Annotated in this window: 23 protein-coding genes; 10 read left to right on the top strand and 13 right to left on the bottom strand. The window is 31.5% G+C overall.

Annotated elements, in window-relative coordinates; genetic code table 11:
• Position 1: 1 nt before the first annotated feature.
• The 6 genes from AWE51_RS24575 to AWE51_RS24550 form a co-directional block, all read right to left on the bottom strand.
• On the bottom strand, positions 2 to 898 hold the full coding sequence (locus AWE51_RS24575) for a rhomboid family intramembrane serine protease (RefSeq protein ID WP_066319592.1): 897 nt from the start codon (positions 896 to 898) through the stop codon (positions 2 to 4).
• A 1-nt stretch (position 899) separates the two neighbouring features.
• Complete coding sequence (locus AWE51_RS24570) at positions 900 to 1652, bottom strand: rhomboid family intramembrane serine protease (RefSeq protein ID WP_066319591.1); 753 nt, start codon at positions 1650 to 1652, stop codon at positions 900 to 902.
• Positions 1653 to 1659: 7 nt separating this feature from the next.
• Positions 1660 to 3540 (bottom strand): DNA mismatch repair endonuclease MutL, encoded by a 1881-nt coding sequence (gene mutL / locus AWE51_RS24565; protein WP_066319590.1) that lies wholly within the window; start codon positions 3538 to 3540, stop codon positions 1660 to 1662.
• Positions 3540 to 3881: a riboflavin synthase subunit beta gene (locus AWE51_RS24560; RefSeq protein ID WP_317041854.1), complete on the bottom strand. Its 342-nt coding sequence runs from the start codon at positions 3879 to 3881 to the stop codon at positions 3540 to 3542. Before AWE51_RS24560 ends, mutL begins: the two co-directional genes overlap by 1 nt.
• A gap of 72 nt (positions 3882 to 3953) precedes the next feature.
• Complete coding sequence (gene ribH / locus AWE51_RS24555; RefSeq protein ID WP_066319588.1) at positions 3954 to 4457, bottom strand: 6,7-dimethyl-8-ribityllumazine synthase; 504 nt, start codon at positions 4455 to 4457, stop codon at positions 3954 to 3956.
• A 55-nt stretch (positions 4458 to 4512) separates the two neighbouring features.
• Positions 4513 to 5286, bottom strand: a complete 774-nt coding sequence (locus tag AWE51_RS24550) for a tetratricopeptide repeat protein (RefSeq protein WP_066319587.1) — start codon at positions 5284 to 5286, stop codon at positions 4513 to 4515.
• Positions 5287 to 5422: 136 nt separating this feature from the next.
• Here AWE51_RS24550 and recF point away from each other — a divergent pair, with 136 nt between their 5' ends.
• Genes recF through AWE51_RS24535 form a run of 3 tightly spaced genes read left to right on the top strand, consistent with a single transcriptional unit; the run spans position 5423 to position 7268 of the window.
• On the top strand, positions 5423 to 6529 hold the full coding sequence (recF, locus tag AWE51_RS24545) for a DNA replication/repair protein RecF (protein WP_066319586.1): 1107 nt from the start codon (positions 5423 to 5425) through the stop codon (positions 6527 to 6529).
• On the top strand, positions 6526 to 6972 hold the full coding sequence (locus tag AWE51_RS24540) for a lipocalin-like domain-containing protein (RefSeq protein ID WP_066319583.1): 447 nt from the start codon (positions 6526 to 6528) through the stop codon (positions 6970 to 6972). The genes recF and AWE51_RS24540 overlap by 4 nt, the downstream gene beginning before the upstream one ends.
• Entirely contained in the window at positions 6972 to 7268 is a 297-nt protein-coding gene (locus AWE51_RS24535) for a DUF721 domain-containing protein (RefSeq protein WP_066319581.1), read from the top strand. The genes AWE51_RS24540 and AWE51_RS24535 overlap by 1 nt, the downstream gene beginning before the upstream one ends.
• Positions 7269 to 7377: 109 nt before the next feature.
• Here the strand turns inward: AWE51_RS24535 and AWE51_RS24530 are convergent, their stop codons facing one another.
• The 3 genes from AWE51_RS24530 to AWE51_RS24520 all read right to left on the bottom strand — a co-directional run bounded on the left by AWE51_RS24530 (position 7378) and on the right by AWE51_RS24520 (position 12015).
• Complete coding sequence (locus AWE51_RS24530) at positions 7378 to 8817, bottom strand: hypothetical protein (RefSeq protein WP_066319579.1); 1440 nt, start codon at positions 8815 to 8817, stop codon at positions 7378 to 7380.
• Between the two features lie 214 nt (positions 8818 to 9031).
• The gene (locus AWE51_RS24525) at positions 9032 to 10438 is read right to left on the bottom strand and encodes a hypothetical protein (protein ID WP_066319576.1); all 1407 of its coding nucleotides are present in this window, start codon (positions 10436 to 10438) and stop codon (positions 9032 to 9034) included.
• Positions 10439 to 10842: 404 nt separating this feature from the next.
• Positions 10843 to 12015, bottom strand: a complete 1173-nt coding sequence (locus AWE51_RS24520) for a hypothetical protein (protein ID WP_066319574.1) — start codon at positions 12013 to 12015, stop codon at positions 10843 to 10845.
• 176 nt (positions 12016 to 12191) lie between these two features.
• Between AWE51_RS24520 and AWE51_RS24515 the strand changes: the two genes are divergently transcribed.
• From AWE51_RS24515 to AWE51_RS24505, 3 genes are all read left to right on the top strand, one after another.
• Positions 12192 to 12713, top strand: coding sequence for an RNA polymerase sigma factor (locus AWE51_RS24515; protein ID WP_066319572.1), 522 nt, complete (start codon positions 12192 to 12194; stop codon positions 12711 to 12713).
• A gap of 109 nt (positions 12714 to 12822) precedes the next feature.
• Positions 12823 to 13728 (top strand): FecR family protein, encoded by a 906-nt coding sequence (locus tag AWE51_RS24510; protein WP_066319571.1) that lies wholly within the window; start codon positions 12823 to 12825, stop codon positions 13726 to 13728.
• Between the two features lie 4 nt (positions 13729 to 13732).
• Positions 13733 to 16285 carry a FecR domain-containing protein gene (locus AWE51_RS24505; RefSeq protein ID WP_066319569.1) on the top strand — a complete coding sequence of 851 codons (2553 nt, stop codon included), beginning with the start codon at positions 13733 to 13735 and terminating at the stop codon, positions 16283 to 16285.
• 74 nt (positions 16286 to 16359) lie between these two features.
• Here AWE51_RS24505 and AWE51_RS24500 read toward each other — a convergent pair whose 3' ends face one another.
• Together AWE51_RS24500 and AWE51_RS24495 are read right to left on the bottom strand one after the other, a co-directional pair.
• The gene (locus tag AWE51_RS24500) at positions 16360 to 16779 is read right to left on the bottom strand and encodes a nucleoside-diphosphate kinase (RefSeq protein ID WP_066319568.1); all 420 of its coding nucleotides are present in this window, start codon (positions 16777 to 16779) and stop codon (positions 16360 to 16362) included.
• Between the two features lie 169 nt (positions 16780 to 16948).
• Positions 16949 to 17983, bottom strand: coding sequence for an alkaline phosphatase D family protein (locus AWE51_RS24495; RefSeq protein ID WP_066319565.1), 1035 nt, complete (start codon positions 17981 to 17983; stop codon positions 16949 to 16951).
• Between the two features lie 151 nt (positions 17984 to 18134).
• Between AWE51_RS24495 and AWE51_RS24490 the strand changes: the two genes are divergently transcribed.
• From AWE51_RS24490 to AWE51_RS24480, 3 genes are read left to right on the top strand one after another with little or no spacing between them, the layout of a single operon-like run.
• The gene (locus AWE51_RS24490; RefSeq protein ID WP_066319563.1) at positions 18135 to 19142 is read left to right on the top strand and encodes a DHH family phosphoesterase; all 1008 of its coding nucleotides are present in this window, start codon (positions 18135 to 18137) and stop codon (positions 19140 to 19142) included.
• Positions 19139 to 19690, top strand: a complete 552-nt coding sequence (gene gldI / locus AWE51_RS24485) for a gliding motility-associated peptidyl-prolyl isomerase GldI (protein ID WP_066319560.1) — start codon at positions 19139 to 19141, stop codon at positions 19688 to 19690. The genes AWE51_RS24490 and gldI overlap by 4 nt, the downstream gene beginning before the upstream one ends.
• Positions 19691 to 19702: 12 nt before the next feature.
• Positions 19703 to 20839: a peptidylprolyl isomerase gene (locus AWE51_RS24480; RefSeq protein WP_066319558.1), complete on the top strand. Its 1137-nt coding sequence runs from the start codon at positions 19703 to 19705 to the stop codon at positions 20837 to 20839.
• Positions 20840 to 20926: 87 nt separating this feature from the next.
• Here the strand turns inward: AWE51_RS24480 and AWE51_RS24475 are convergent, their stop codons facing one another.
• Positions 20927 to 22387 (bottom strand): aminoacyl-histidine dipeptidase, encoded by a 1461-nt coding sequence (locus AWE51_RS24475; protein ID WP_066319551.1) that lies wholly within the window; start codon positions 22385 to 22387, stop codon positions 20927 to 20929.
• A 191-nt stretch (positions 22388 to 22578) separates the two neighbouring features.
• Between AWE51_RS24475 and AWE51_RS24470 the strand changes: the two genes are divergently transcribed.
• Positions 22579 to 23637: a DUF3810 domain-containing protein gene (locus AWE51_RS24470; RefSeq protein ID WP_066319549.1), complete on the top strand. Its 1059-nt coding sequence runs from the start codon at positions 22579 to 22581 to the stop codon at positions 23635 to 23637.
• 10 nt (positions 23638 to 23647) lie between these two features.
• On the opposite strand, the gene AWE51_RS24465 is transcribed toward AWE51_RS24470, so the two are convergent.
• Entirely contained in the window at positions 23648 to 24340 is a 693-nt protein-coding gene (locus AWE51_RS24465; protein ID WP_066319547.1) for a hypothetical protein, read from the bottom strand.
• Positions 24341 to 24351 lie beyond the last annotated feature (11 nt).

Here is a 24351-nt window from a genome sequence, read left to right as displayed (position 1 = left end):
CTTACTCCTTTCCTGCCTTAAACAAAAAGTCTTTTTCCTCTTTGGTTAAGCTTTCATAACCACTTTTACTAATTTTATCAAGTATAGCATCGATTTTTCCTTGGTTTGGGTTTTTTATTTTACTTCCTGAAGATGTAGTTCTTTTAGAAGATGCTGCGTAGGTTTTTGATTTATGTACTGTTTTTAAAGGACTTTTCTTTTTAGGTTTAAATAAATTAGCAAATCCATCCATGAGCTTTTCAAACCAAGCACCTATATCATTTCCTTTTTTAAGTTGTGTAGCATAAATGAACCCAAACAATGCACCGCCAATATGCGCGATCATACCTCCTGCATTTCCTGTTTCTGGAGATTGATTTGGTAATTGTATCAAATCCATAAGCACCATAAAAACACCAATTTGCCATAGTTTCACATTAAAAAAGATAACTCTTACCTCTGCATTAGGCGTATACGTCGCAATAAAGATTACTATTGCTAACACCGCAGCTGATGCTCCTATAATGTAGCCTGGTCTCGCATTTAACGCTGGTAAAAAATTATATGCCAAAACAAAAAGTATACCTCCACAAACGGCACCTAATAAATAGATTGTAAGAAATCGTTTTTCTGTAAACAAATTAAGTACAAACTGTCCGAACCAATATAACAAAAGCATGTTCCAGAAAATATGCCAAAATCCAAAATGAAGAAAACTATAGGTTACTACACCCCAAATTTGTAAAATCAGAGCATTAAACTCTGTTGGCAACACAAACCACCCCATTAAATCATCGGGACGCATCTGTAAACCCCATCCACCCAAAGTGGCAAATAAGAATAATGCTGCATTGATAACAATTAGCTTAATAATAATATTAGCTGTCTTAAACTGATATGTCAAATTATTAGTTGCCATACTAATTCCAACGATGTTGATTAAACGAATTTTTTTTCCAGTACCACATGGTAATAAAACCAATAACGGCACCACCAATATGTGCCCAATGTGCTACGTTTGAAGGTCCTAAAAGTGCTTGACCCGTAATTCCTGAATATAAATCCAAAAGAAAATACCCCCCTATAAGATACTTTGCTTTTATAGGAATAGGTATAAACATGATATACAACGGTAAATTAGGATATAACACGGCAAATGCTGCTAAAACACCAAAAATAGCACCTGAAGCTCCAACCATCGGAGTTGCGTATGCTCCAATCATTTTTTCTGTAACATCTCTGGGAATTTCTGGATAAACACTATACTGTCCCGCCGCGATAGTCTCTTGAATAAAAGTAATAACCTCAGAGGATGAAAAACCAGCTTCTATATACGCTTGATAGCCTGGATTAAATTGAAAATAAGTAAACAAAATCTGAAACCCAACAGCTCCTAGCCCAGAGAAAAAATAAATAAAAAGAAACTTATTTTTGCCTATCGAGTTTTCGAGATGACTTCCAAACATAAATAAAGCAAACATGTTAAAGAATATATGACTAATACCGCCATGCATAAACATATGTGTCACAATTTGCCATACCTGAAAATTATCATTTTTAGGGAACCATAAAGCAAACCATTCATAAGCATTATCTCCTAGACTCGTTGAGCCTACAAAAAATATAATATTAATAATTAATAATACCTTTACCGTATCTGTAATTCTCCCCATATAGTACTTAAAATTTCTTATCTATTTCATCTACTGTTAACGTGATGAAAGTTGGCTTATTATCTGGTGTTATTGTAGGCTCTGTACAAGCAAAAAGACTATTAGCCATATATCTTTGCTGCTCCGGGACTAATTCTACCCCTGATCGCACAGCAATACTTTTAGACATGGACTTTGCCAATAGATCTGTCTGAGAAAAACCACTATCAGGAACTTCATTTTCTAAATCACTTAACAACTGCTCTAATAAAGTAGCTACTTCTTTCTCTGTTACTACCGAAGGTATAGCTGTTATTTCAATTTCTCCTAAATCAAGCTTTCCAAATATAAACCCAGTGTTCTCTAACTGTTCTTTTACGGTTTCAAGTAGTGTTATTTCAGTTTTAGAAAAAGATAATACTAACGGAAACAACAATTGCTGACTAACAGCACTTGCCATCGTAATACTTTTTAGTAATTCTTCGTATACAATTCTTTGATGTGCACGATTTTGATTAATGATCACCATACCACTTTTAATAGTCGTAACTATATATTTTTTACGAAGTTGGTATGTTGTATGATGTTCTAAATCTTTTTTATCATCGGTTTCGAATAGTGAACCCGTTTGCTCTTCACTTTCAAACTCTACTGTAGAAAACGATGTTTGTTTCACATCGTTAGATGATACTTCGGATTCTAACCCTGTATATAAGTTTTCCCAACTACCAGGTGCTTCTTTTTTAAACGCACTATAATTCTTTTGCGTATTACTAGTAGCCGTAGTTCGTTGTTTTTCTTCTTTAAAAGGATTAAAATTTCTGTCTACTTCAATAGTTGGAGCCTGTGCTATTTTACTCTTATACTCATAAGGTGTATCCATAGAAGCGTCTCTATTAAAATCTAATACTGGCGCTACATTAAATTGACCTAAACTATGTTTAATTGTAGAACGTAACATCGCATAAAGCGCATGCTCGTCTTCAAATTTTATTTCTGTTTTAGTGGGATGAATATTAATATCTATAGATTTAGGATCTACTTCTAGATAAATAAAATAACTTGGATGTGCTTTATCTTTTAGCAAACCTTCAAAAGCCGCTGTTACAGCATGATTTAGATACGCACTTTTAATAAATCTATTATTTACAAAGAAAAACTGTTCGCCTCTTGATCTTTTGGCGTACTCAGGTTTACCCACAAAACCATGAATAGTAACAAGATCAGTCTCCTCTTTAATCGGAACTAGTTTTTCATTAGTCTTTCCTCCGAAAATATTTACAATACGTTGCCTATCATTAGATACTGGTAAATTAAAAACTTCACTACCATTATGATACATATCAAACCGAATACCGGGATGTGCCATGGTAACTCGATGAAATTCATCTATAATATGACGTAATTCTACTGCATTAGATTTTAAAAAATTTCTTCTGGCGGGTATATTATAAAACAAGTTTTTAACACTTATCGAAGTGCCTTTAGGATTTACACAAGCCTCCTGGGATAGCACTTTACTTCCTTCTATTTTAATTTCTGTACCAACCTCATCTTGCTCTTGTTTTGTCTTTAAATCTACGTGGGCAATTGCTGCTATTGAGGCTAAAGCTTCTCCTCTAAATCCTTTTGTATTTAATTCAAAAAGGTCTTCGGCAGTTTTAATTTTTGAAGTAGCATGTCTCTCAAAACTAAGTCGAGCATCGGTTACACTCATTCCAACACCATCATCAATAACTTGAATTAAAGTTTTACCAGCCTCTTTAATAATTAACTTGATATATCCAGCTTTGGCATCAATTGCATTTTCTAACAATTCTTTTACTACAGAAGCAGGTCTTTGTACAACCTCTCCGGCAGCAATTTGATTAGCAACGTGATCTGGTAATAATTGTATGATATCCGACATCAAGAAGGGCTAAAGAAAATTGATAAATCAAAATCTATGAAAAATAGGAAAACAAAAAGAAGTATTAGAAAAATCCATAATACGCGCATGTTCACTTTTTTATCTGAATGATGCTTTAATTCATCCCATGCGGTCTCTATCTTATCCTTGAAATTTCCATTTTTTCCAACAGTACTTCGATATTTATCAAACCTTTGTTCCATTTGATATGGACTACCTTCTCCATTATCATCCCAATATCGAGGTGAATAATTGTATTTTTTATTTTTTCTTGTCTTGAAGATTCCCATAATAAACTCAAAGGTACTTAAAAATGTCTTGTTATATGCTTCTTTTAGCATTACAATAACATCAAAATATTAACAACAAGGATTATGCCGTTACCGTTGAAATAAGAATATGACAGCTAATTTTTATTTGTAAAAGGTAGCGTCTTTGCGTAACTGAGCCATCTTAATTGCGGCAATTGCAGCTTCGGTTCCTTTATTACCATGTTTACCACCAGAACGATCAATAGATTGTTGCATTGTATTATCTGTTAATACACAAAAAATAACAGGTATATCCTTAGTAACATTGAGATCTTTAATCCCTTGAGTTACACCTTCACAAACAAAGTCAAAATGCTTAGTTTCACCTTGAATTACAGAACCAACAGCTATAATAGCATCAAGCATATCGAAAGATTCCTGCATTTTTTTACATCCGTAGATTAATTCAAAACTACCTGGAACATTCCACCTAACAATATTTTCTTTTAACGCTCCACAATCAATAAATGCATCAAAAGCGCCTTGAAAAAGTCCTTGTGTTATGGTTTCATTCCATTCTGAAACAACAATCCCAAACCGAAAGTTTTTCGCGTCTGGGATTGTTGTCTTATCGTAATGTGATAAATTTTTATTCTCTGTAGCCATTATGCCATTTTAGGTTTCAGATTTCGAGTTTCTTTACTAAACTTGAAATGTTGGACTATTTGAGCATTGCTTGAGCTTGACCTAAATGTACATCTACCTGATTAGCTTCTACACTTTTAGGGAACTCTTCTTTAATACGCTCTAAGTATGGAGTTGCAACAGCCGGTTTCTTTAAAGACAAAGCTGTAATAGCTGCTTTTAATAAAAACTTCGGAGTTGTATAATCGTTTGTTTTAGCTTTTGCAGCCTTTTCATAATATCCTAATGCTTCTTCTACTTGCCCAAGTTGAGAGAAAGCATCTCCAATACCTCCTAAAGCCAATGGGCCAAGCATTTCATCATCACTTTTAAAATCATCTAAATATGAAATTGCTTCCTGATATTTATTCATATTTAAATATGAAAAACCAGCATAATAATTTGCTAAGTTAGCAGCTTTTGTGCTACCATAGTTTTCAATAATCTCTAGAAAACCATATTTACCTTCACCACCATTAAGTGCTAAATTATATAAAGAATCTCTAAGTGTTGAGTTACCGTTAACAGCATTATCAAAATACTGCTGAGCTTTAAACATTTCATTTGCCGCCTCTTGTTCTTTTGGTTCCTGAATAAATTTCTGAAAACCAAGATATCCTAATATAACAAGTGCTACTACACCTACTGTACCGAGTATATATTTTTGATTGGCAGCAACCCATTCTTCAGTTTTTGAGGCTCCTGCATCTAGGGTGTTAAATACCTCTGCAGTTGTTGAGTTATCTTCGATTTGTTCTACCTCTTCAACTTTGTTTTTTGGTTTGTGTCCGCGTTTCTTATAAGTTGCCATAAGTTTAAGTTAATGAACGGCAAAAATAAAATTTTTATTCATAATTAAAAGCACAAGTATTTATTATTTTTCAATATTTTGCGCAAAAAATTTACGAATTTTACCAAAATCATGATCACTTGATCATCAGCGTTTTATGATTCTAAAATCCCTTTCTTTAATCAATTATAAAAATTTTGAAGCCATCAACTTTGAGTTTGATGACAAGATAAATTGCTTAGTAGGAAATAATGGGGTAGGAAAAACGAACATTTTAGATGCTATTTATCATTTATCCTTCGGAAAAAGTTATTTTAATCCAATTACTAGTCAAAACATCAAACATAATACCGATTTTTTTGTTGTTGATGGGCTTTATCAAAAAGACAATCGTGATGAAAAAGTAATTGTAAGCGCCAAAAGAGGACAAAAAAAAGTGATTAAACGTAATGGAAAAGTTTATGACACGTTTAGCGAGCACATTGGGTTTTTACCCTTAGTAATTATCTCACCCGCCGATAGAGACCTTATTACAGAAGGAAGTGATACCAGACGAAAGTTTATTGATGGTGTTATCTCACAAAGTGATCAAACCTATTTATCTATCCTATTAAAATATGCCAAAATTGTATCGCAACGTAATGCCTTATTAAAATATTTTGCGGTTAACAACACCTTTGATCCTACTCAATTAGACATTTATAATCAACAATTAAATGAATACGGAAGTAGTATTCATAAAAAAAGAGCTGATTTTTTAGAAATATTTATACCAATATTTATTGATCGATATCATGCCATTAGCTCTGGGAAAGAAAAAGTATCCTTAACCTATCAAAGTAAATTATCTGATACCGATTTGTTAACCTTACTTGAACAAAATCTAGGCAAAGATAGAATGCTACAATATACTAGTGTTGGGGTTCATAAAGACGATCTATCCTTTGAAATAGAAGGATACCCTATTAAAAAATTTGGAAGTCAAGGTCAACAAAAATCATTTCTTATTGCTCTAAAGCTTGCACAATTTGATTTTATAAAAAAACAAAGTAAAGTAAACCCTATATTATTACTTGATGATATTTTTGACAAGCTAGACGAAAAACGTGTAGAACATATTATAAAACTAGTAGATGATCAGATTTTTGGACAGTTATTTATTAGCGATACACATGCAGATCGTACAGAAGGAGTAGTAAAAAAAATATCTCAATCTTACAAGATTATTAAATTAGACCCCACTATAACTACGCAAGAAGAATGAAATCGAAAATAACTTTAAAATCCATACGTCTTAGCTATGTAATGATCCTTATCATTCTTCTACATATTTTTGGTTGTTCTAAACCAAATCCTGATGAATTTGCAGATAAAATGAATGGTTATTGGGAAATAGAAAAGGTAACCTTATCCGACGGCACAAAAAAAGAATATAACTTTAATCAAAGTATCGATTTCTTTGAAATAAAAGACAGTATAGGTATTCGTAAAAAGGTACAGCCTAAATTAGATGGTAGTTTTATCATCTCTAAAGATGTCGAAACATTTACTTTAAAAATAGAAGGTGAGCAATTAAAAATTTATTATAAAACTACTTTAGCAAACTGGGTAGAAATCATAGAACTTGTAGAAGAAAACAACATGGTTATTAAAAATGAAGCTGGAAATGTTTACTTTTATAAGCGATATCAAAAGATACAATTATAATGGCCAAACGTCATCAAGAACATCAAAGTTTAAGCGAAGTTTTAAAAGATTTTGTGACAAATAATAAACTAGAGAAAGGTCTAGATAAAGTCGCGGTACGTGATGTTTGGGAGAACGTAATGGGACCTGCCATTCACAAATACACTCAAGATATCAAGTTAGATCGTGAAACACTGTATATACAACTCACTTCTTCTGTGCTTAGAGAAGAACTTAGTTATGGTAAAGAAAAAATTATTGCAAACCTAAATGAAACATTGGGCAAAGAACTTATAAAAAAATTAGTCCTACGATAGTTTAACTCTCTCTATATATCATATTTCTCAAAAGAAAGATTTCTAAGTTTTAATATAACGTCTTTTAGGTTTAATTTTTTTAAAGTAAAATTTTAGCTTGCATCAATCACTAAGGTACAGTAATATCCTCGCAAAATAGCGTCCCACTAGTACATCCTTCTATTTCTGTAGTAATACAAACTTGATATGTTGCTCCCGCAGCAAATTCAAAATTAAAAACATTATCTCCATTTGCTCCCCCATCACTTTCTTGTACCTGCTCATCAATAGTCCATTGATAATTTACGTTTTCTATTCCTAGAAAGTCCGCAGTAAATGTATAAATAGCAGTATTTCCTTCTTGCTGAGAAGTAAATGACAACTCTGGACAAACTTCTATCTCTTCACATTTTTCTGTTCCTTGTGGACATTGTGGAGTTTCTGTTCTAATACAAACTTCATGTTTTCCGAAACTAAGTTCTGTAGAATACTTATTGTCCCCATTAGGTCCTCCATCTCCTGCTTCTACCACCTCATTATCTACAACCCAATCATAATTAATTTGTTCAAATCCAGGAAACTCTGCAACAAAATCGTATATAAAACTACCTTGTTGTTGCGAGAATGTAAATAAAAGCTCTGGGCAGATAGGTTCTACTATTAATGTATCGCATACCTCTTTACCATTTGGACAATCGGGAGTGACTACTTTGATACAAACATTATATGAACCTGGTATAAGTTCTCGAGTAATTGTAACTATATTTCCGTCTAAGGTAAAATCAGATATTTCTTCTTCATTAATTTTTAGAGATAATACATATCCTGGTTTGGCTTCAAAATTAGTATTAAATTGATATACATTATTAGGCAACTGTTGAATATCAAATCGAATTGCAGGACACCCCACACACGAGCTTAAAACTTCATAAAATTGAAAATATGTTGAAATAAGAGTACGCTCAAGATTAGGTCCTACTAAAAGAGTTATCGGAAATTTAAAATCTGGTTGATAGTTATTTCCTTGAGACGCAAAAAATTGATCAAAACTTTCTTCATTATCAATTGTAACATCTCTACTATTATTATCTTTTAAAACAATAGGATAATCAAGCTTAAAACACTGTCTAAATAGCTCATTAAAATCATCTCTAAAAGTATCAAATTCACATTCTTTCAACACATCAAATAGTGCATCTTCATTTTGAACTGTAGTTACTATTTCGCTTCCTTTAAATTTAATTTCTATAGGAAATTGAAGTCCTGTAACATTAAAGTTTGTACTTTGACTAGAAAGTACATTAAGTAGTCCCCTAAAGTCATCGACTTTTATAGTTGAAGTGGTATTATATCCTAATGTGATTGGATATTGAAATGTGAAGCACAAATCGTTTTCGTTAATAGTACCGTTTCCTGAATTAAAGTTATTAAGTAAAGATACTATAGCAATGGTCGATGTGATTTCATTATTTTCATTTTCAGGAAATGATCCGTCATCACTAACACATGAACTAATAGTAAATAAAATTATCAGTAAACAACTCTTAAAATATGTAATTAAATTTTTCAATACAGTTTATCTTATACTATTATAACGCTTTACATTTTACAAACCCTACCCTAATATCTTCAATTAATTTCATACTATCAGGCAATTATAAAGAGTGGAATGTATAAAAATTTAATCAGAAACAAAAAAACTTAATATAATCAAAAATAAAATCCCCTAAAAGTATGGCTGCTTTCAGGGGATTTAACCTAATTAATCTAACCTAACAATCTTGTTATTCTATAATAATTTCTTTACAGTATTTTACTCCGTTAGGGCAGTCAGGAGTCTCAGCAATCATACAAACCACATATGTTCCTGGATTGTATCCTTCTAAACTTAATTCATTATCTCTATTGTTGCCATTTAAGTTCGACTCTGTTTCTGCCACCTCATCATTAATCAACCACTCATACACCTCAACATCTTTCACACTATCAAAATCAGCAACCATTGTATTTCCATTTCTGGTGAAAAACAATTCAGGACATTCTGTAGTATTATTTTCTTCAATTACGATTTCTTTACAAAACTCTACTCCATTTGGACATTCTGGCGTTTCTATAGCAAGACATATTTTGTAGATCCCAGCCTGTAAATTTCGTAGAGAAAATTCTCTTCCATTATCAAGAATTACTTCTTGATCATCAATAACTTGCCCATTAAGAGTCCATACATATTCACGCTGTTCTCCACTTCTTTCATATAGTGAATCACCATCTCTACTAAACTCTATACTAGGACAATCACCATCTATCCTAATTTCTTTACAATAGGTCACTCCTTCTTCACAATCAGGTGTTGTTACTTTTAAACACACTGTATACTCGCCTGAAGCGAATTGATAAAACAAAGTTCTGTTTCCATTTTGTTGATCTGTAGTATTTTCGATTAAGTCGTTATTTACATACCACATTAATTCACTTGCTTCATCAACACCTTCTATATTGGCTTCAAAAACATAAGTATTAACACTTCCCTGTTCTATTTCTTTTGAAAAAGACACCTCAGGGCATGCTTGGTTTACTTCGGCTACTTCTATTACTTTACAATAAGATGTACCATTAGCACAATCTGGTGTTTCTGCTTTAATACATACTTCGTATCGTCCTGGCTCTTTAAAATCCCATATCAAATAATTATCTTCGTTCGGAGAAGAATCTTCTACAAACTCTCCATTAATAAACCATCCATAACTTATTTCATTAATCCCTCTAAAATCAGCAATAAATTTATATTGTGAAGGACGTTCATATTGTCTTGACTCAAAGAAAAGATCTGGACATGGGTCATTTTCATCTCTCTCTACCTCTATATCTGTACATACTTGTATTGGGCAATCCTCACTAGCTACTTTTACACAAATTGTATGCTTACCTGCCTCGAATCTATAATCTAAAATTTGACCAGCAAGATCATTAAGATTTCCTGTATCAATATCTTCTCCATCTACAGACCATGTAAACCTTAAGTCTTTTACCTCATCTAGTTGCGCTACAAAACGATATACTGCACTTCCAGTTTCGTTTTCTACATTTATATTAATTTCTGGACACTGCTCAAAGTTTTCATTTTCTTCGCAAGAAGTAAATCCAAACACAAGTGTAATAATCAATAAAAACCAGTTAGTAAGTTTTTTCATCATATAATAATTTAGGGTTATTCAATTTTGTTTAAAAAAAGGAAATATAGCCTCTCTTATATATGAAACGCAGTTCGGGGAAATCACCCTACCCCTTTCTCTTAAAAAAAACAAAAAAAACACGGTAACAACCTAAAAACAAACCCACAACCATAGTAAACAAAATTATAAAACAACATTCAACAGTTAAAGTATTACGGTACTATGACCTTATATCTGTATAGAATATCATTTTTTTGAGATGTATTTTTTTGAACCATAAAAACAGAGTTATGATTTTTTTATATGAACTAAAAGTTAATTTTAAAGCAAAAAATAAGGTCGCAAAATATGCGACCTTATTCATTGACCTATATAAATTTTAACAACTACAATATATAGATCACGAAGTATAATCCTTAAGATTACTGCTTATAATTTACCTGAACACACTTCTCTAATACTCCACAAGTTTGCGAAACTGATTTATAGCAAATCTCGTATGTACCATCTTGAGTAACGTGATCTTGAAGTCTAGCTACTCTTGGTGTAATTGGTGTAATTACATTTCCATCTAAAGTCCAAACTACAGAGTTAGGATCAATATCTGTAATAGTAGGTTTATTCACACCTACAACTTTATCTCTAAACTTAATTAGATCAAACTTAGTACAATCTATTTGTTGTGGTTCTGGAACTACAACATCTACGCAAAACTCTACTCCGTTTGGACAATCAGCAGTTTCTGCCTTGATACACACAGTGTATGTTCCTGGGTTGTATGAACTTATATCGAATGAATCGTCACGATCTTGTCCCTGTAAATCTTCAGTTTCTACAGATTGACCATCTACGAACCACTCATAAACTCCTAATTGATCGATTCCTGGGAAATTTGCAAATAGAACTGTTCCTTCTACTATAAATTTTAACTCTGGGCAAGATCCATTGTTATTGTCATTATTAACCTCTATATCTTTACAAAAAGGCTCTGCTTGTGTACATGTTGGACTTTCGGAAATCAAACAAATAGTGTAAGTTCCTGATCTCAAATCTTTTAAAGAAAACTTATTATCTCCTTGAAAGTCTACCCCTTCGTTTTCAATAATAGTCTCATTATCTAATTGCTCGCCAGTAACTTGCCATGCATAAAAACCAATTGTTTCTACACCTTCGAAATTAGCTATTAAATAATCTCCATCTCTCTCATATTTAAGAGTAGGACAAGATTCATCTGTGGTTGTATCCTCAACAACTATTTCCTTACAAAACTCTGTTCCTTGAGCGCAATCAGGTGTTTCTGCTTTAATACAAACATTATAAGTTCCTGGGTTATACCCCTTCAAACTTAACATATTATCTCTCTGATTATCATTAAGAGTGCTTTCTGTTTCAACTAATTGATTATCAATAAACCACTCGTATACTTCTAAATTTTCAATACCTTCAAAATCTGCTATCAAGTTTTCTCCATCTTGTTTAAAAGATAACTTTGGACATTCTGAATTTTCATCTGGAGTATCAACATCTTCTTCACAAGAAGCAAACCCCAAGATTAATGTAAAAAGATACACCCATAAAAATTTCTTATTATTCATTTTAAATTGTTTTAATTAATGTTTTTTTTTGAATTCGTGAATTGGTTTCTTTTGTTATAACAATTGTAAAACGCCTTATCTTAACAATACCCCACCTCTATTTATTTTTTTTTCATTTTATATTTTTCTTCCCAAGAAAAAAATATAGATTTGAAAAATTAATTTTTATACCCTAAATGCCTAATAACAAAAAATCTACATGTGATGAAAGAGCTTTTGATGAATTTTTCAAAAGCCATTCAAAGCTTTTAAGAAATTATGTCTATTATAAGTTTGGTGATTTGCAACAGGCAGAAGACATTGTCCAAGATGCATTTATTAAATTATGGCATAATTGCTCTAAAGTACCTCTTGACAAAGCCAAAAGCTATGTATATACTATAGCTACAAACCTTGGAATTAGCGATACAAGGCATCAAAAAGTACGTTTTAAGTATAAAGATTATATAACACAACGCAAATCAGATGTTAATAATGAATCTCCTGAGTTTATAGCACTCGAAAAAGAATATATGGAGACTCTTAAGAATGCAATTGCAGAATTACCTGAACGACAAAGAGAAGTTTTTCTCTTAAGCAGAATCGATAAAAAAACATATAGAGAAATTGCAGAGTTATCTAATGTATCTGTAAAAGCAATTGAAAAATTAATGCATAAAGCATTAGTAACATTAAGAAAAAAAATAGGAAACATCTAAGATAAATAGGTGTTAAAATACCCTTTTTCAGTATTATTAAATAAAAAAAACAGAAAAAGAGGTAGGGTAATTATAAAATCAAACGTTTATATTATATAGAGCTTGAATTATGCTAGACGATAAAAAAGACGACATATTCTTATCACGTTGGGCTAACGGAGAACTTTCTGAAGATGAACTTCTTGAGTTTAAAGCCCATCCTGAATACCAGCATTATGAAAAAATTATTGCAGGAGCAGATGCTTTGGACTTAAAAGATTTTGATACTACAAACGCATTATTAGCGATTAAATCAAATCGTAGTACTAAAAAATCCAAGCCAACCATTAAATTATGGCCTTATATGGCTGCCGCAGCTTCGATAGCAATTATTTTTGGATTATTTTTATTTAGTCCTAAAGAATCTTTTACTACTGGTTTTGGAGAAAAACTAACGGTTACATTGCCTGATGGATCAGAAATGATATTAAATGCTAAATCTAATGCCATTTTTGACAAAAATAATTGGGAGGATAGTAGATTAGTTACTTTAGAAGGCGAAGCTTTTTTTAAAGTTAAAAAAGGAAGTAAGTTTACTGTGACCACTAAAAATGGAGAAGTATCTGTTTTAGGAACTCAATTTACTGTAAATTCTCATAAATCATTTTTTGAAGTAAATTGTTTCGAAGGTAAAGTGAGTGTGAGTAACAATAAGTATAATGAGGTTTTGACAGCAGGAAAAGCATATAGAAATTTTGGTATATCCCCAGAAAACTGGAGTTTTAAAAATCAAGAACCTTCATGGTTAACCAACACAAGTTCTTTTAGAAGTATCCCCGTTAAATATCTTTTTGTAGCGCTTGAAAAACAATATGATATCAAAATTAATCAAAATCACAATTTAGATCTTCAATATAAATACACTGGAACTTTTCCTAATGATAATATAAAAGTTGCTCTTAAAACGGTTTTTAGTACCTTAGGCATAAAGTATAGCCTATCACAAGACGGTAAGACTGTCGTACTAGAAAAGTAGTAGCATGATAAGACTTTTATGTGTTTGTCTTTTTTTATGGAGCATATCTGTTTTTTCACAAGAAAGAACAGCTCCCATTGTATTTAAAAATACGGCCTTATCTCAAGTATTACCAGTAGTAGAGAAACACTATGATATTAAATTTTCTTACTTAGATGCATTAATTGATGATAAAAACATCTCTATTACTATACTGTCTAAACAATCTAAAGAAGAAATACTTCAAATATTACAACAAAAAACGTCCCTAAAATTTGAGTTTACAGGTAACAATTATGTTACAATAACTAGTTTTAAGAAAAAAGATATAATTTCTGTTTGTGGATATGTTTTAGACGAGTCACAAAAGCCAATTAAAGACATTAGAATTTTCTTAAAAGCTACTCGAACGAATTTGACCACTAACGAAAATGGTTATTTCGAAAATTTAAACGTACCCTACAACTCAGCCATTTTAATTAGTGCTCCAGGATTTAGACAAAGAGTGTTAAATTCAAAGTCATTTTTAGATGAAGAATGTTCAAAAATATACTTAATTAATGTCAAAGAGGAAGTTCTCGACGAAGTACTCATTGAAGAATATCTAGCCAAGGGAATCACTCAAAACAAAAAGATAATTCATGTAAATCTTAAAGATGTAGAAATTCTACCAGGACGTACAGAACCCGATATTTTACAAAGCATACAATTAACACCAGGAGTAAACAATCCTAATGAAACAGCTACAGGGCTATTTGTAAGAGGAAGCACACCACATCAAAACTTAATTCTATGGAATGGTATTAAAACCTATAATCAAGGACATCTTTTTGGACTACTGTCTGCTTTTAACCCTTATGTAGCTAAAGAAGTAGATTTTTCTAAAAGTGGAGTTAGTGCACGGTATGGCGATAGAATTGCAGGTGTTATTGATATTAAATCAGAACAAGAAATTGCAAAACGTTTTACAGGAGGGGCTGGTCTCAATATGATAAATGCAGATGCAGTAATCCACGCACCAATCATTAAAGATAAAGTATCGCTTCAACTTTCTGGAAGACGATCATATACAGATGTATTAGAAACTTTTACCTACAAAAAATTTTCAGATAGGGTTTTTCAAAACACCAAAATTGCAGAAACCAGTCCATTAATAAATGAAGATAATAATTTCTTTTTTGCTGATTATAATGCCAATCTACTTATTCATCCGTCAGAAACTCAAAAAATAGAAGTAAATACCATTTATAGTAAAAATGATTTAAACTTTAAAAGAAGTGATGATGTAGACTCGTTTAGCGACGATCTTGTAACCGAAAATGAAGGGTATAATATAAAGTGGAAAAGTCAATATACTGATTATATCTCTCTTGATATAAGCGGATATTATACTAAATACCGTTTAAATTATGAATTTCAAACTAATAATCTAGGGGTATTTACAGAAATTGAAAACAAAGATAATATCGTTACGGATTACGGAGGAGAACTACATTTAAATTACAAATTCTCGGATTATCAGAATTTATCTGCTGGTTATCAATATTCTAATAATAACACAAAATATGCATTCATAACCACTACCCCATCATACGAGTTAGTTCTTGACGAAGATGATAGTTTTCTAAATATCCACTCTTTTTATTCTGAATATAAACTTGAAAACCCCAAGAATTTTTATGTTTCTCTTGGACTACGCTTAAATCATTATGCCGAACTAAACCAATCCTTTATCGAACCCAGAGTATTTCTACAAAAATATATAAACAAAAACTGGGAAATTAATACAAGTGCAGAATATCGTAGTCAAGCCTCTAGTCAAATTCAAGAATCTGTTATTAGTGATTTGACTTTAGAAAATGAAGTTTGGACATTGGCTAATGATGAAGTATTTCCTATTATCTCTAGTTATCAATTCACATTCGGAAGTAGTTTCAAAAAGAATAAATGGTATCTTGATATTGATACATACTATAAAAAAATTAATGATATCACATCACTTACAGCTGGTTTTATCAATCCCGTAAGCAACACCTATCAAAATGGTGAAAGTAGCGTTATTGGTCTAGATTTCTTTCTAAAAAAAAGATGGAGAAAATATAAGACATGGATAAGTTATTCGTACATCAATACTAGAAATAAATTTGAAAACATAAATGATGATGAGTTTTTTCCTGGTAATTGGAATATTGAACACACTGTAAAATGGTCACATTTTTATAAAATTAAAAATTTTCAATTCTCTTTAGGATGGCTTTGGCATACCGGAAAGGCATTTACAAATGCTACTGGGGTAGATAATACCGGTCAAATTGTAGCTATAGAATTTGATGAAATTAACGGAAACACACTTCCTATATACCACAGATTAGACTTTTCTGCCATTTATGATTTTAAAACCAGTACACAGTCAAATACTAAATATCGACTTGGTTTGTCTTTGCTTAACCTATATGATAGAAAAAATATTCTTAATAGAGAGTTCAGAACAACAAACTCCTTAAACAATCAACTTATTAACTCTGATATATTTTCTTTAGGTATTACTCCTAATATTAGTTTCAGAGTTTTTTGGTAAAAACTACAACTTCTTGAAAATAAAATAGCCTGTTAAAAAACAGGCTATTTAAATTATTATATAATGTTCTAAATCTAGAATTGCTCTCTTCCTGAGAAATGAAAAGCTCCTTCTATAGCAGCATTCTCATCACTATCACTACCGTGTACAGCATTTTCACTAATAGAAGTTGCAAACTTTTTACGTATTGTACCTTCTGCTGCCTCTTCAGGATTAGTAGCCCCGATTAATGTTCTAAAATCTTCAACAGCATTTTCTTTCTCTAAAATAGCAGCTACAATTGGACCACTAGTCATATATTCTACTAATTCACCATAAAAAGGACGTTCTTTATGAACCTCATAAAATGCTTTAGCGTCATTTGTTGTTAATTCTGTTAGTTTCATTGCCACAATTCTAAAACCTGAAGCTGTAATTTGCTCAAGGATTGCACCAATATATCCTTTTCTTACCGCATCCGGCTTAAGCATTGTAAAAGTTCTGTTTGTTGCCATCTTATTATTTTTTATTATCTATTTCTTTATTAATTCAGAAATATTTTTAATTATTCTATGGATAAAATATCCTGATTTTAAATTTTTGTGCAAAAGTATATATAAAAGCATCAAAAACAAGAATAATCATAAGAAAGTATGTTTATAAAAGATTATCAGGTTTTAAAAATTAATCTTTAGGATATTGTTTGTTAAACTCTTGCAACAAAATATTGTGATCACCTCGCATCTGCATAGAAACAGTATACGTATCAAAATCAAAATACAATACTCCAAAACTTGGTTTAGCAATTACATTGCCAAGTCTATATTGATTCGATTCACCTTTATAATTAGTATAAGCATGTGTTAATCCACTTGAGGTAAAATCTATTAGTGGATACTTTAACCCATTAACTTTGGTTGTAGAAAACTCAGAGATATGCCGATCTCCACTTAGTATGATGGCATTTCTCACTGATTTACTTACCAATAAATGCTTAAGGCGTTTAACTTCATGCGGAAAATTACCCCAGGTTTCGAAACCATGCTCTGAAGATAAAAATTGAATACTGCTTACAATAATAATGAAATCAGAAAAATTATTTTCTAGTTCTTTTTCTAACCATTGCCATTGTTCCTCACCCAGTATAGTACCTTCTTTATTATCGTATGGTACATAACGCCTATCGCTCACACTACTCTTTTTTAATGGGGATCTAAAATATCTTGTATCTAATGTTATTACTTTTATATTGCCTTTATCTATCTCAAAAAGCTGGGAATGATAGACTCCTTTTTGCATTCTTCTTGGACTATCTTTCGGGATTTCTAAAAAATCCAAAAATAATTGCTGACTTTGTTTTTTTAACTCCCATTCTGCACCTGCATCATTTTTACCATAATCATGATCATCCCATGTCGCCATAATAGGAATTGATTGCTTAATTTTTTGATATGTTATATTGTTATTTTGTATACTATATCCTTCTTGAATTTTTTTAGGATCACTAGAATCTGCATAAATAATATCTCCTCCCCATATAAAAAGATCTGGGTTATGTTTTTGAATTTCTTTCCAAAAAGGTTGAGCTACATTTTGCTTACTACAATTCCCAAAAACAAGACTAAAATCTACGTTTTTTGGTCTCACATTTTTCTCTTGACCAAAATGTATTTGTATTGATAACACATACAAAATTCCTAAAATCATTATTTTTTGCATATTCTTAATTTATATGGTTTAAAATTACGATTTATACTATTACCCTAATATTAAATCAACGGTTATACCATAACATATTTAAGTCTTATGGTTATTGATTTTATTGTTGGTTTTTTGGGGGTTATAGAGCTTTTTGTATATTCGCTGACTTATGGATGTTAAAGAAGTAAAAGAGTTATTAAACTCATCTAAAAAAATAATAATTACTGCTCACAAAAACCCCGATGGTGATGCAATAGGATCTAGTCTTGCATTGTATCATTATCTTAATGGGATTGGACATGATGTTACAGTCATCATGCCCAACGAATATCCAGAATTTTTAAAATGGATTCCTGGAGAGCATACTATTATTAAATTTAGTATGGATACTGAAATTGCTACAACAAAAATCCAAGAAGCCGATCTTATCTTTACGTTAGATTATAATCATTTATCAAGGAGTGGGGATATGGAAGAGACTCTTCAAAAGTCTGAAGCTACTTTTATAATGATTGATCACCACCAGCAACCTGATAGTTACCCAACATATATGTACAGTGATACTGATATGAGTTCTACATGTCAGATGATTTATCATTTTATTGAAAAGCTAGAAGACCTTTCTCAAATTACTGCCGAGATCGCCACTTGCATTTATATAGGGATCATGACCGATACAGGATCTTTTAGATTTAGATCTACTACAAGCACAACACATAGAGTTTTAGCTGATTTGATAGATAGAGGAGCTGATAATACAAGTATTCATGAAAGTATTTATGATACGAATACTTTATCTCGTTTACAATTAAAAGGGGTAGCCTTAAAGAATTTAAAAGTCCTACCGGATTATAATACGGCGTATATCACAATGTCCCAAAAAGAATTAGATACTCATAATTTTAAAAAAGGAGATACAGAGGGTTTTGTAAATTTAGGGCTCTCTATCCAAGGAATAAAATTAGCACTTATATTTATTGAAAATAAAAATGAGGGGATTATTAAAATCTCTTTACGTTCTAAAGGTGATTTTTCTGTAAATGAATTTTCGCGAAATCATTTTGAAGGTGGTGGACATCATAATGCCTCTGGTGGTAAAAGTAATCTTTCACTAGCCGATACTGTTGATAAATTTATTAGTATCTTACCGTCTTATAAAAATGCCTTGGATCAATGAGAATACTATTTCACACACTTTGCTTTCTCTTTTTATTCTCTTCTTGCAAAACTCCTGAAGCCAGAAGACCGGTAAATATAAAATCAGGTTCTTTTATTGACGAATCTATTAACCGTAATAAACAACTTGCCTCAAAAGAAGAAGCGAGAATTCAAAAAATTATTGCCCAAGACACTTTGCACGATTATATTACCTCTCAAGGGGGGTTCTGGTATTTTTATACTAAAAAAGATACAACAGCTGTACTCACTCCCAAATTTGGAGATATTGTAAACTTCAATTACAATGTGCAAGATCTAAATGGAAATATAATATACACACAAAAAGAATTAGATACAATCACATATCATATCGATAAACAAGAACTCTTTTTAGGATTAAGAGAAGGTCTAAAGCTTATGAAAGAAGGAGAAACTATAACTTTTTTGTTTCCATCGTATCAAGCATATGGATATTATGGTGATGATCATAAGATTGGCACAAATATTCCGTTAAAGACTAAAGTAACACTTAATAAAATCACACAAGAATCAACAACAAAAAATTAATTAATAACAAAAATGAAAAAACTAAATCTTTTATTCTTAGCCATTATTGCGCTTGCTTTAAATAGTTGTAATGAGAAATACCCAGAATTACAAGATGGTATTTATGCAGAAATCGTAACAAATCAAGGTTCAGCTGTTGCGCAACTTCATTATGATAAAACACCTATGACTGTAGCTAATTTTGTTTCCTTAGCAGAAGGAACAAATAGCATGGTAGATAGCACATATAAAGGAAAAAAATATTACAATGGTATTATTTTCCACAGAGTGATTAAGGACTTCATGATCCAAACAGGAGATCCATTAGGTACTGGTACTGGGGATCCAGGATATAAATTTCCTGATGAGTTCGTAGACTCTCTTTCTCACAAGTCAAAAGGAATTTTATCTATGGCTAATTCTGGCCCAGGAACTAACGGAAGTCAATTCTTCATTACATTAAAAGAAACACCATGGTTGAATGGAAAACATACTGTGTTTGGAGAAATTGTAATGGGACAAGATGTAATCGATAGTATCGGAACTACAAAAACTGCTCCTGGTGATAAACCTGAAAACGAAATTAAAATGTTAGAAGTAAATATCATCAGAAAAGGATCTGATGCTAAAGCTTTTGATACTAATGCAGAGTTTATAGATAAACTTAAAGCTATTGAAGAAGAAAAGGCTGAAAAAGAAAAAATAGCCAAAGAGCAGAGTGCAAAAAGCGCAGCTAGACTAGAAGAGTTTAGAGGCAAAACTACTAAACTAGAAAGTGGATTAGAAATTGCTTTTATTAATCAAGGGGATGGAGAACAGCCTAAGCCTACTGATTATGTAAATATTTTCTACGTTGGATATTTTACAGACGGTAGAGTATTTGATAGTAATAATCCTGAAAAAGCAAAAGAATTAGGGATCTTTAATGAAGATAGAGATAAAAAAGGTGGATATGCACCAATGCCAATGTCTTATTCTCCAGATGCACAGATGATCCCAGGTTTTAAAGAAGGTGTTCAAAAAATGAAAGTAGGTGATAAAGCAATATTATTTATTCCTCCTCATTTAGGATACGGCGAAAGAGGTGTTGGACCAATACCTCCAAATAGTGAATTAATTTTTGAAATTGATTTAGTTGACATTCGAAAGGAAGAAAGTCAAGCTAATTAATATTTTCAAATCAAAATAAACTAAAAATGCAGCATGTTAACATGCTGCATTTTTAGTTTAACTTAAAGTATAACACTTAAAACACTTTTACTTTTTAGGGATTTCTTTTAGAATTTCTAAAACGAATTTCCAATATTTTTGAGCAGAAGGTATACTTGCTCGTTCATCAGGAGAATGAGCTCCTAAAATTGTCGGTCCAAAAGAAATCATATCCATATTAGGATAATTCTGGCCTAAAATTCCACATTCTAATCCAGCGTGACATGCTGCTACATGTGCTTTTTCTCCATTTAAGGTTTCATATACGCTATCCAAAACTTTAAGAACAGGTGATTGCATATTAGGTGCCCATCCAGGATAATCTCCGCTAGTTGTTACTTCACACCCTGTTAACTCAAAAGTAGCTCTCAATTTATTAACTAAATCTGTTTTTGATGACTCTACACTACTTCTAGTTAAACATTCAATAGTAATTTCTCCTTCGGCTATAGTCACTTTAGCTATATTATTTGAAGTTTCTACCAAATCAGGAATCGACAAGCTCATCGTATACACTCCATTATGAGCAGCATACATTGCCTTTAAAATACCTTCTTGCACTCCTAATTCGAGTACTTTTTTAGGCAACTCTACTTTAGTTATAATAATATCAAGATTACTTTCAACCAAGGAAAGTTCTTCTTTAATAGTTTTAGAAAATACTTTCATCTCATATTCAAAAGCTTCAGATTGTACTGCATCTACAACAACAGTTGCAAAGCTTTCTCTAGGAATTGCATTTCTTAGACTACCACCTCTAATTTCACTTACTTGTAGGCCAAAATTTTCGAATCCATCAAACAGAAGTCTAGTCATAATTTTGTTAGCATTACCTAAACCTTTATGAATATCCATTCCAGAATGACCACCATTTAAGCCCGTAATTGAAATACTGTAGCCCACTTTTCCATTTTCTACCTTTTCTTCTTTGTAGGTACGTCTGGCTGTAACATCAATTCCACCTGCACACCCTACTCCTATTTCATCATCTTCTTCAGTATCTAGATTCAGTAATATATCTCCTTGCAACCATCCTCCCTCTAGCCCCATTGCTCCTGTCATACCAGTTTCTTCATCGATAGTAAACAAAGCTTCAATCGCCGGGTGTTGGATATTTTTAGCTTCAAGAATAGCCATAATAGTAGCCACACCTAGGCCATTATCTGCACCAAGAGTTGTACCTCTAGCTCTTACCCAACCATTATCAACATACATTTCTATACCCTGAGTATCAAAATCAAAATCAGTATCTGCATTTTTTTGATGCACCATATCAAGATGAGATTGCATAACAACTACTTTACGATCTTCCATTCCAGGTGTAGCTGGTTTTTTAATCAAAACATTTCCAACAGCATCAATTTCCGTTATCAATCCTAAAGATTCACCAAAATCTTTCATAAAAGCGATTACTCTTTCTTCCTTTTTTGAAGGTCTCGGTACTGCATTTAAGTCTGCAAATTTATTCCAAAGAGCTTTGGGCTCAAGTTCTCTTATTTCTGAATTCATATGTGTATTATGTTTATGCTACGAAATTCTAAATTTTATACTCCAAATCCCAATATAATTTCACAAAAGTATTGTTTTCTCTGGACTAGCTTTAGCCTAAAAAAAATGAAACCAATGGCATGAATAAAAGTCGTTACTAAAAAAATCTTAATTCTTCATTCTAAATAGAGAATTGTAAATATATTTACCCTATGCAGTCTAAAACAAAGTTACTACTTACAATAGCACTTCCTATTCAAATTATTTTAGTTAAGGTTCTTTCCTTTTTTCCTGAATTTATCGAACGTTTTTATAGTAATGGTTTTTTTATATATACTTCTAAAATATTGCGCTATGTTTTTGGATGGATTCCGTTTTCTTTTGGAGATTTACTATATACTTTTTTGATTATTCTGCTTATACGGTTTTTGATTACAAAAGTCTTTACTAGAAAAATTATCTGGAGAGAAGTTTTTCTTGATATCGGAGCTACTTTTTCTATCGTATATGCTTGTTTTCATATTCTTTGGGGAATGAATTATTATAGGCTACCGCTTCATGAAATATTAAAAATTGATGATCAATATACAGAACAAGAACTTATAGATGTTTCTAATCAGTTAATTAAACAAGCAAATATGCTGCACAAACAATTAGAACCCAATGATAGTTTATCTGTAAAAATGCCATACTCTAAAGAAGAGGTATTTCAAAAAACAATTCCTGCTTATGATCAATTAAACACAATATTTCCTGATTTAAAATATCACCCAAAAAGTATAAAAAAATCAATACTAAGTCTACCACTTACTTATATGGGGTTTAGTGGATACCTTAATCCTATTACTAATGAAGCTCAAGTAAACGGACTTATATTAAATTATAAAGCACCAACTACAAGTTGTCATGAAGAAGCTCATCAATTAGGATTTGCTAAAGAAAATGAGGCTAATTTTATAGCAGCCTTGGCTACTATCAAATTTGATGATATTTATTTTAAATATAGTGGAACTACATTTGCCTTAAAATTTTGTTTAAACGACTTATATCTTCGTGATGAACAAAAAGCAATCTGTTTAATCGAAGAATTACGTCCTGGTATTAGAAAAAATTACAGAGAAGTAAACGAGTTTTGGGAGTCTTATGAAAATCCATTTGAACCCATTTTTAAAGATACTTACGATAGTTATCTAAAAGCAAATAATCAACCAGACGGCCTAGAAACATATAGTTATGTTGTTGCACTACTGGTTAATTATTTTAAAATTTAGTAAGACAAAATTACAATGTATTATAATGACTAACTATTTTAACAAGGTCTCTTTCTTTCTTAAAGCTAAGCTTGTTTGAAGATGCAAACTTTTCTATTTCGCTCTTTTTATTACTTAATATTTGAAGGACTTCCTTTTTCTTTAATTTCACAGGTATAAGATTACCTGCTATATTTTTAATGAAATATTTATACTCTTTATCAAAGGTAGCTGGCATTTTTCCTCCAAAACCATTCTTTGGCTCTACAGGTTTTTTCAGAACAATTTTTGGCTGTAACACTAATGATGTATTTTTTCCTTCATGAAAATCAACATAATAACTTTTCTTGTTTGTGTTATCTCTTAAAATTTTAAAAGTATACTCATCCAAATTAACGGTTATATCTTCTTCATAATGGAGAGCAGATGTTTTACCATTTTGTAAAACTTCCACTTCATCATCGTAAGCGTTATATCTAACCTTATATTTTCCTAAAAGTTTATTTTTCACATAAACTGACCCCATAAGAAAAGTTTCTTTGTAATATTTACTCCCGGCAACAGATTCCTCTGTAATAGTAACTTTTGAAGAAGCCAGAGGTCTTAAAAACACAGACCTAGTTGTTGTGTTATATTCAACTGCATTATTTGAATTTGATGATGATTGTTGGGCATTAGACAAACAAAAGGAGGTCAATGCTACAATAAAAATGATTTTTCTCATGGCTAACTAGT

This window comes from Aquimarina aggregata (genome assembly GCF_001632745.1).
GTDB lineage: Bacteria > Bacteroidota > Bacteroidia > Flavobacteriales > Flavobacteriaceae > Aquimarina > Aquimarina aggregata.
The sequence above is the reverse complement of the archived record's forward strand: the minus strand, read 5'-3'. Positions and strand labels throughout refer to the sequence as shown.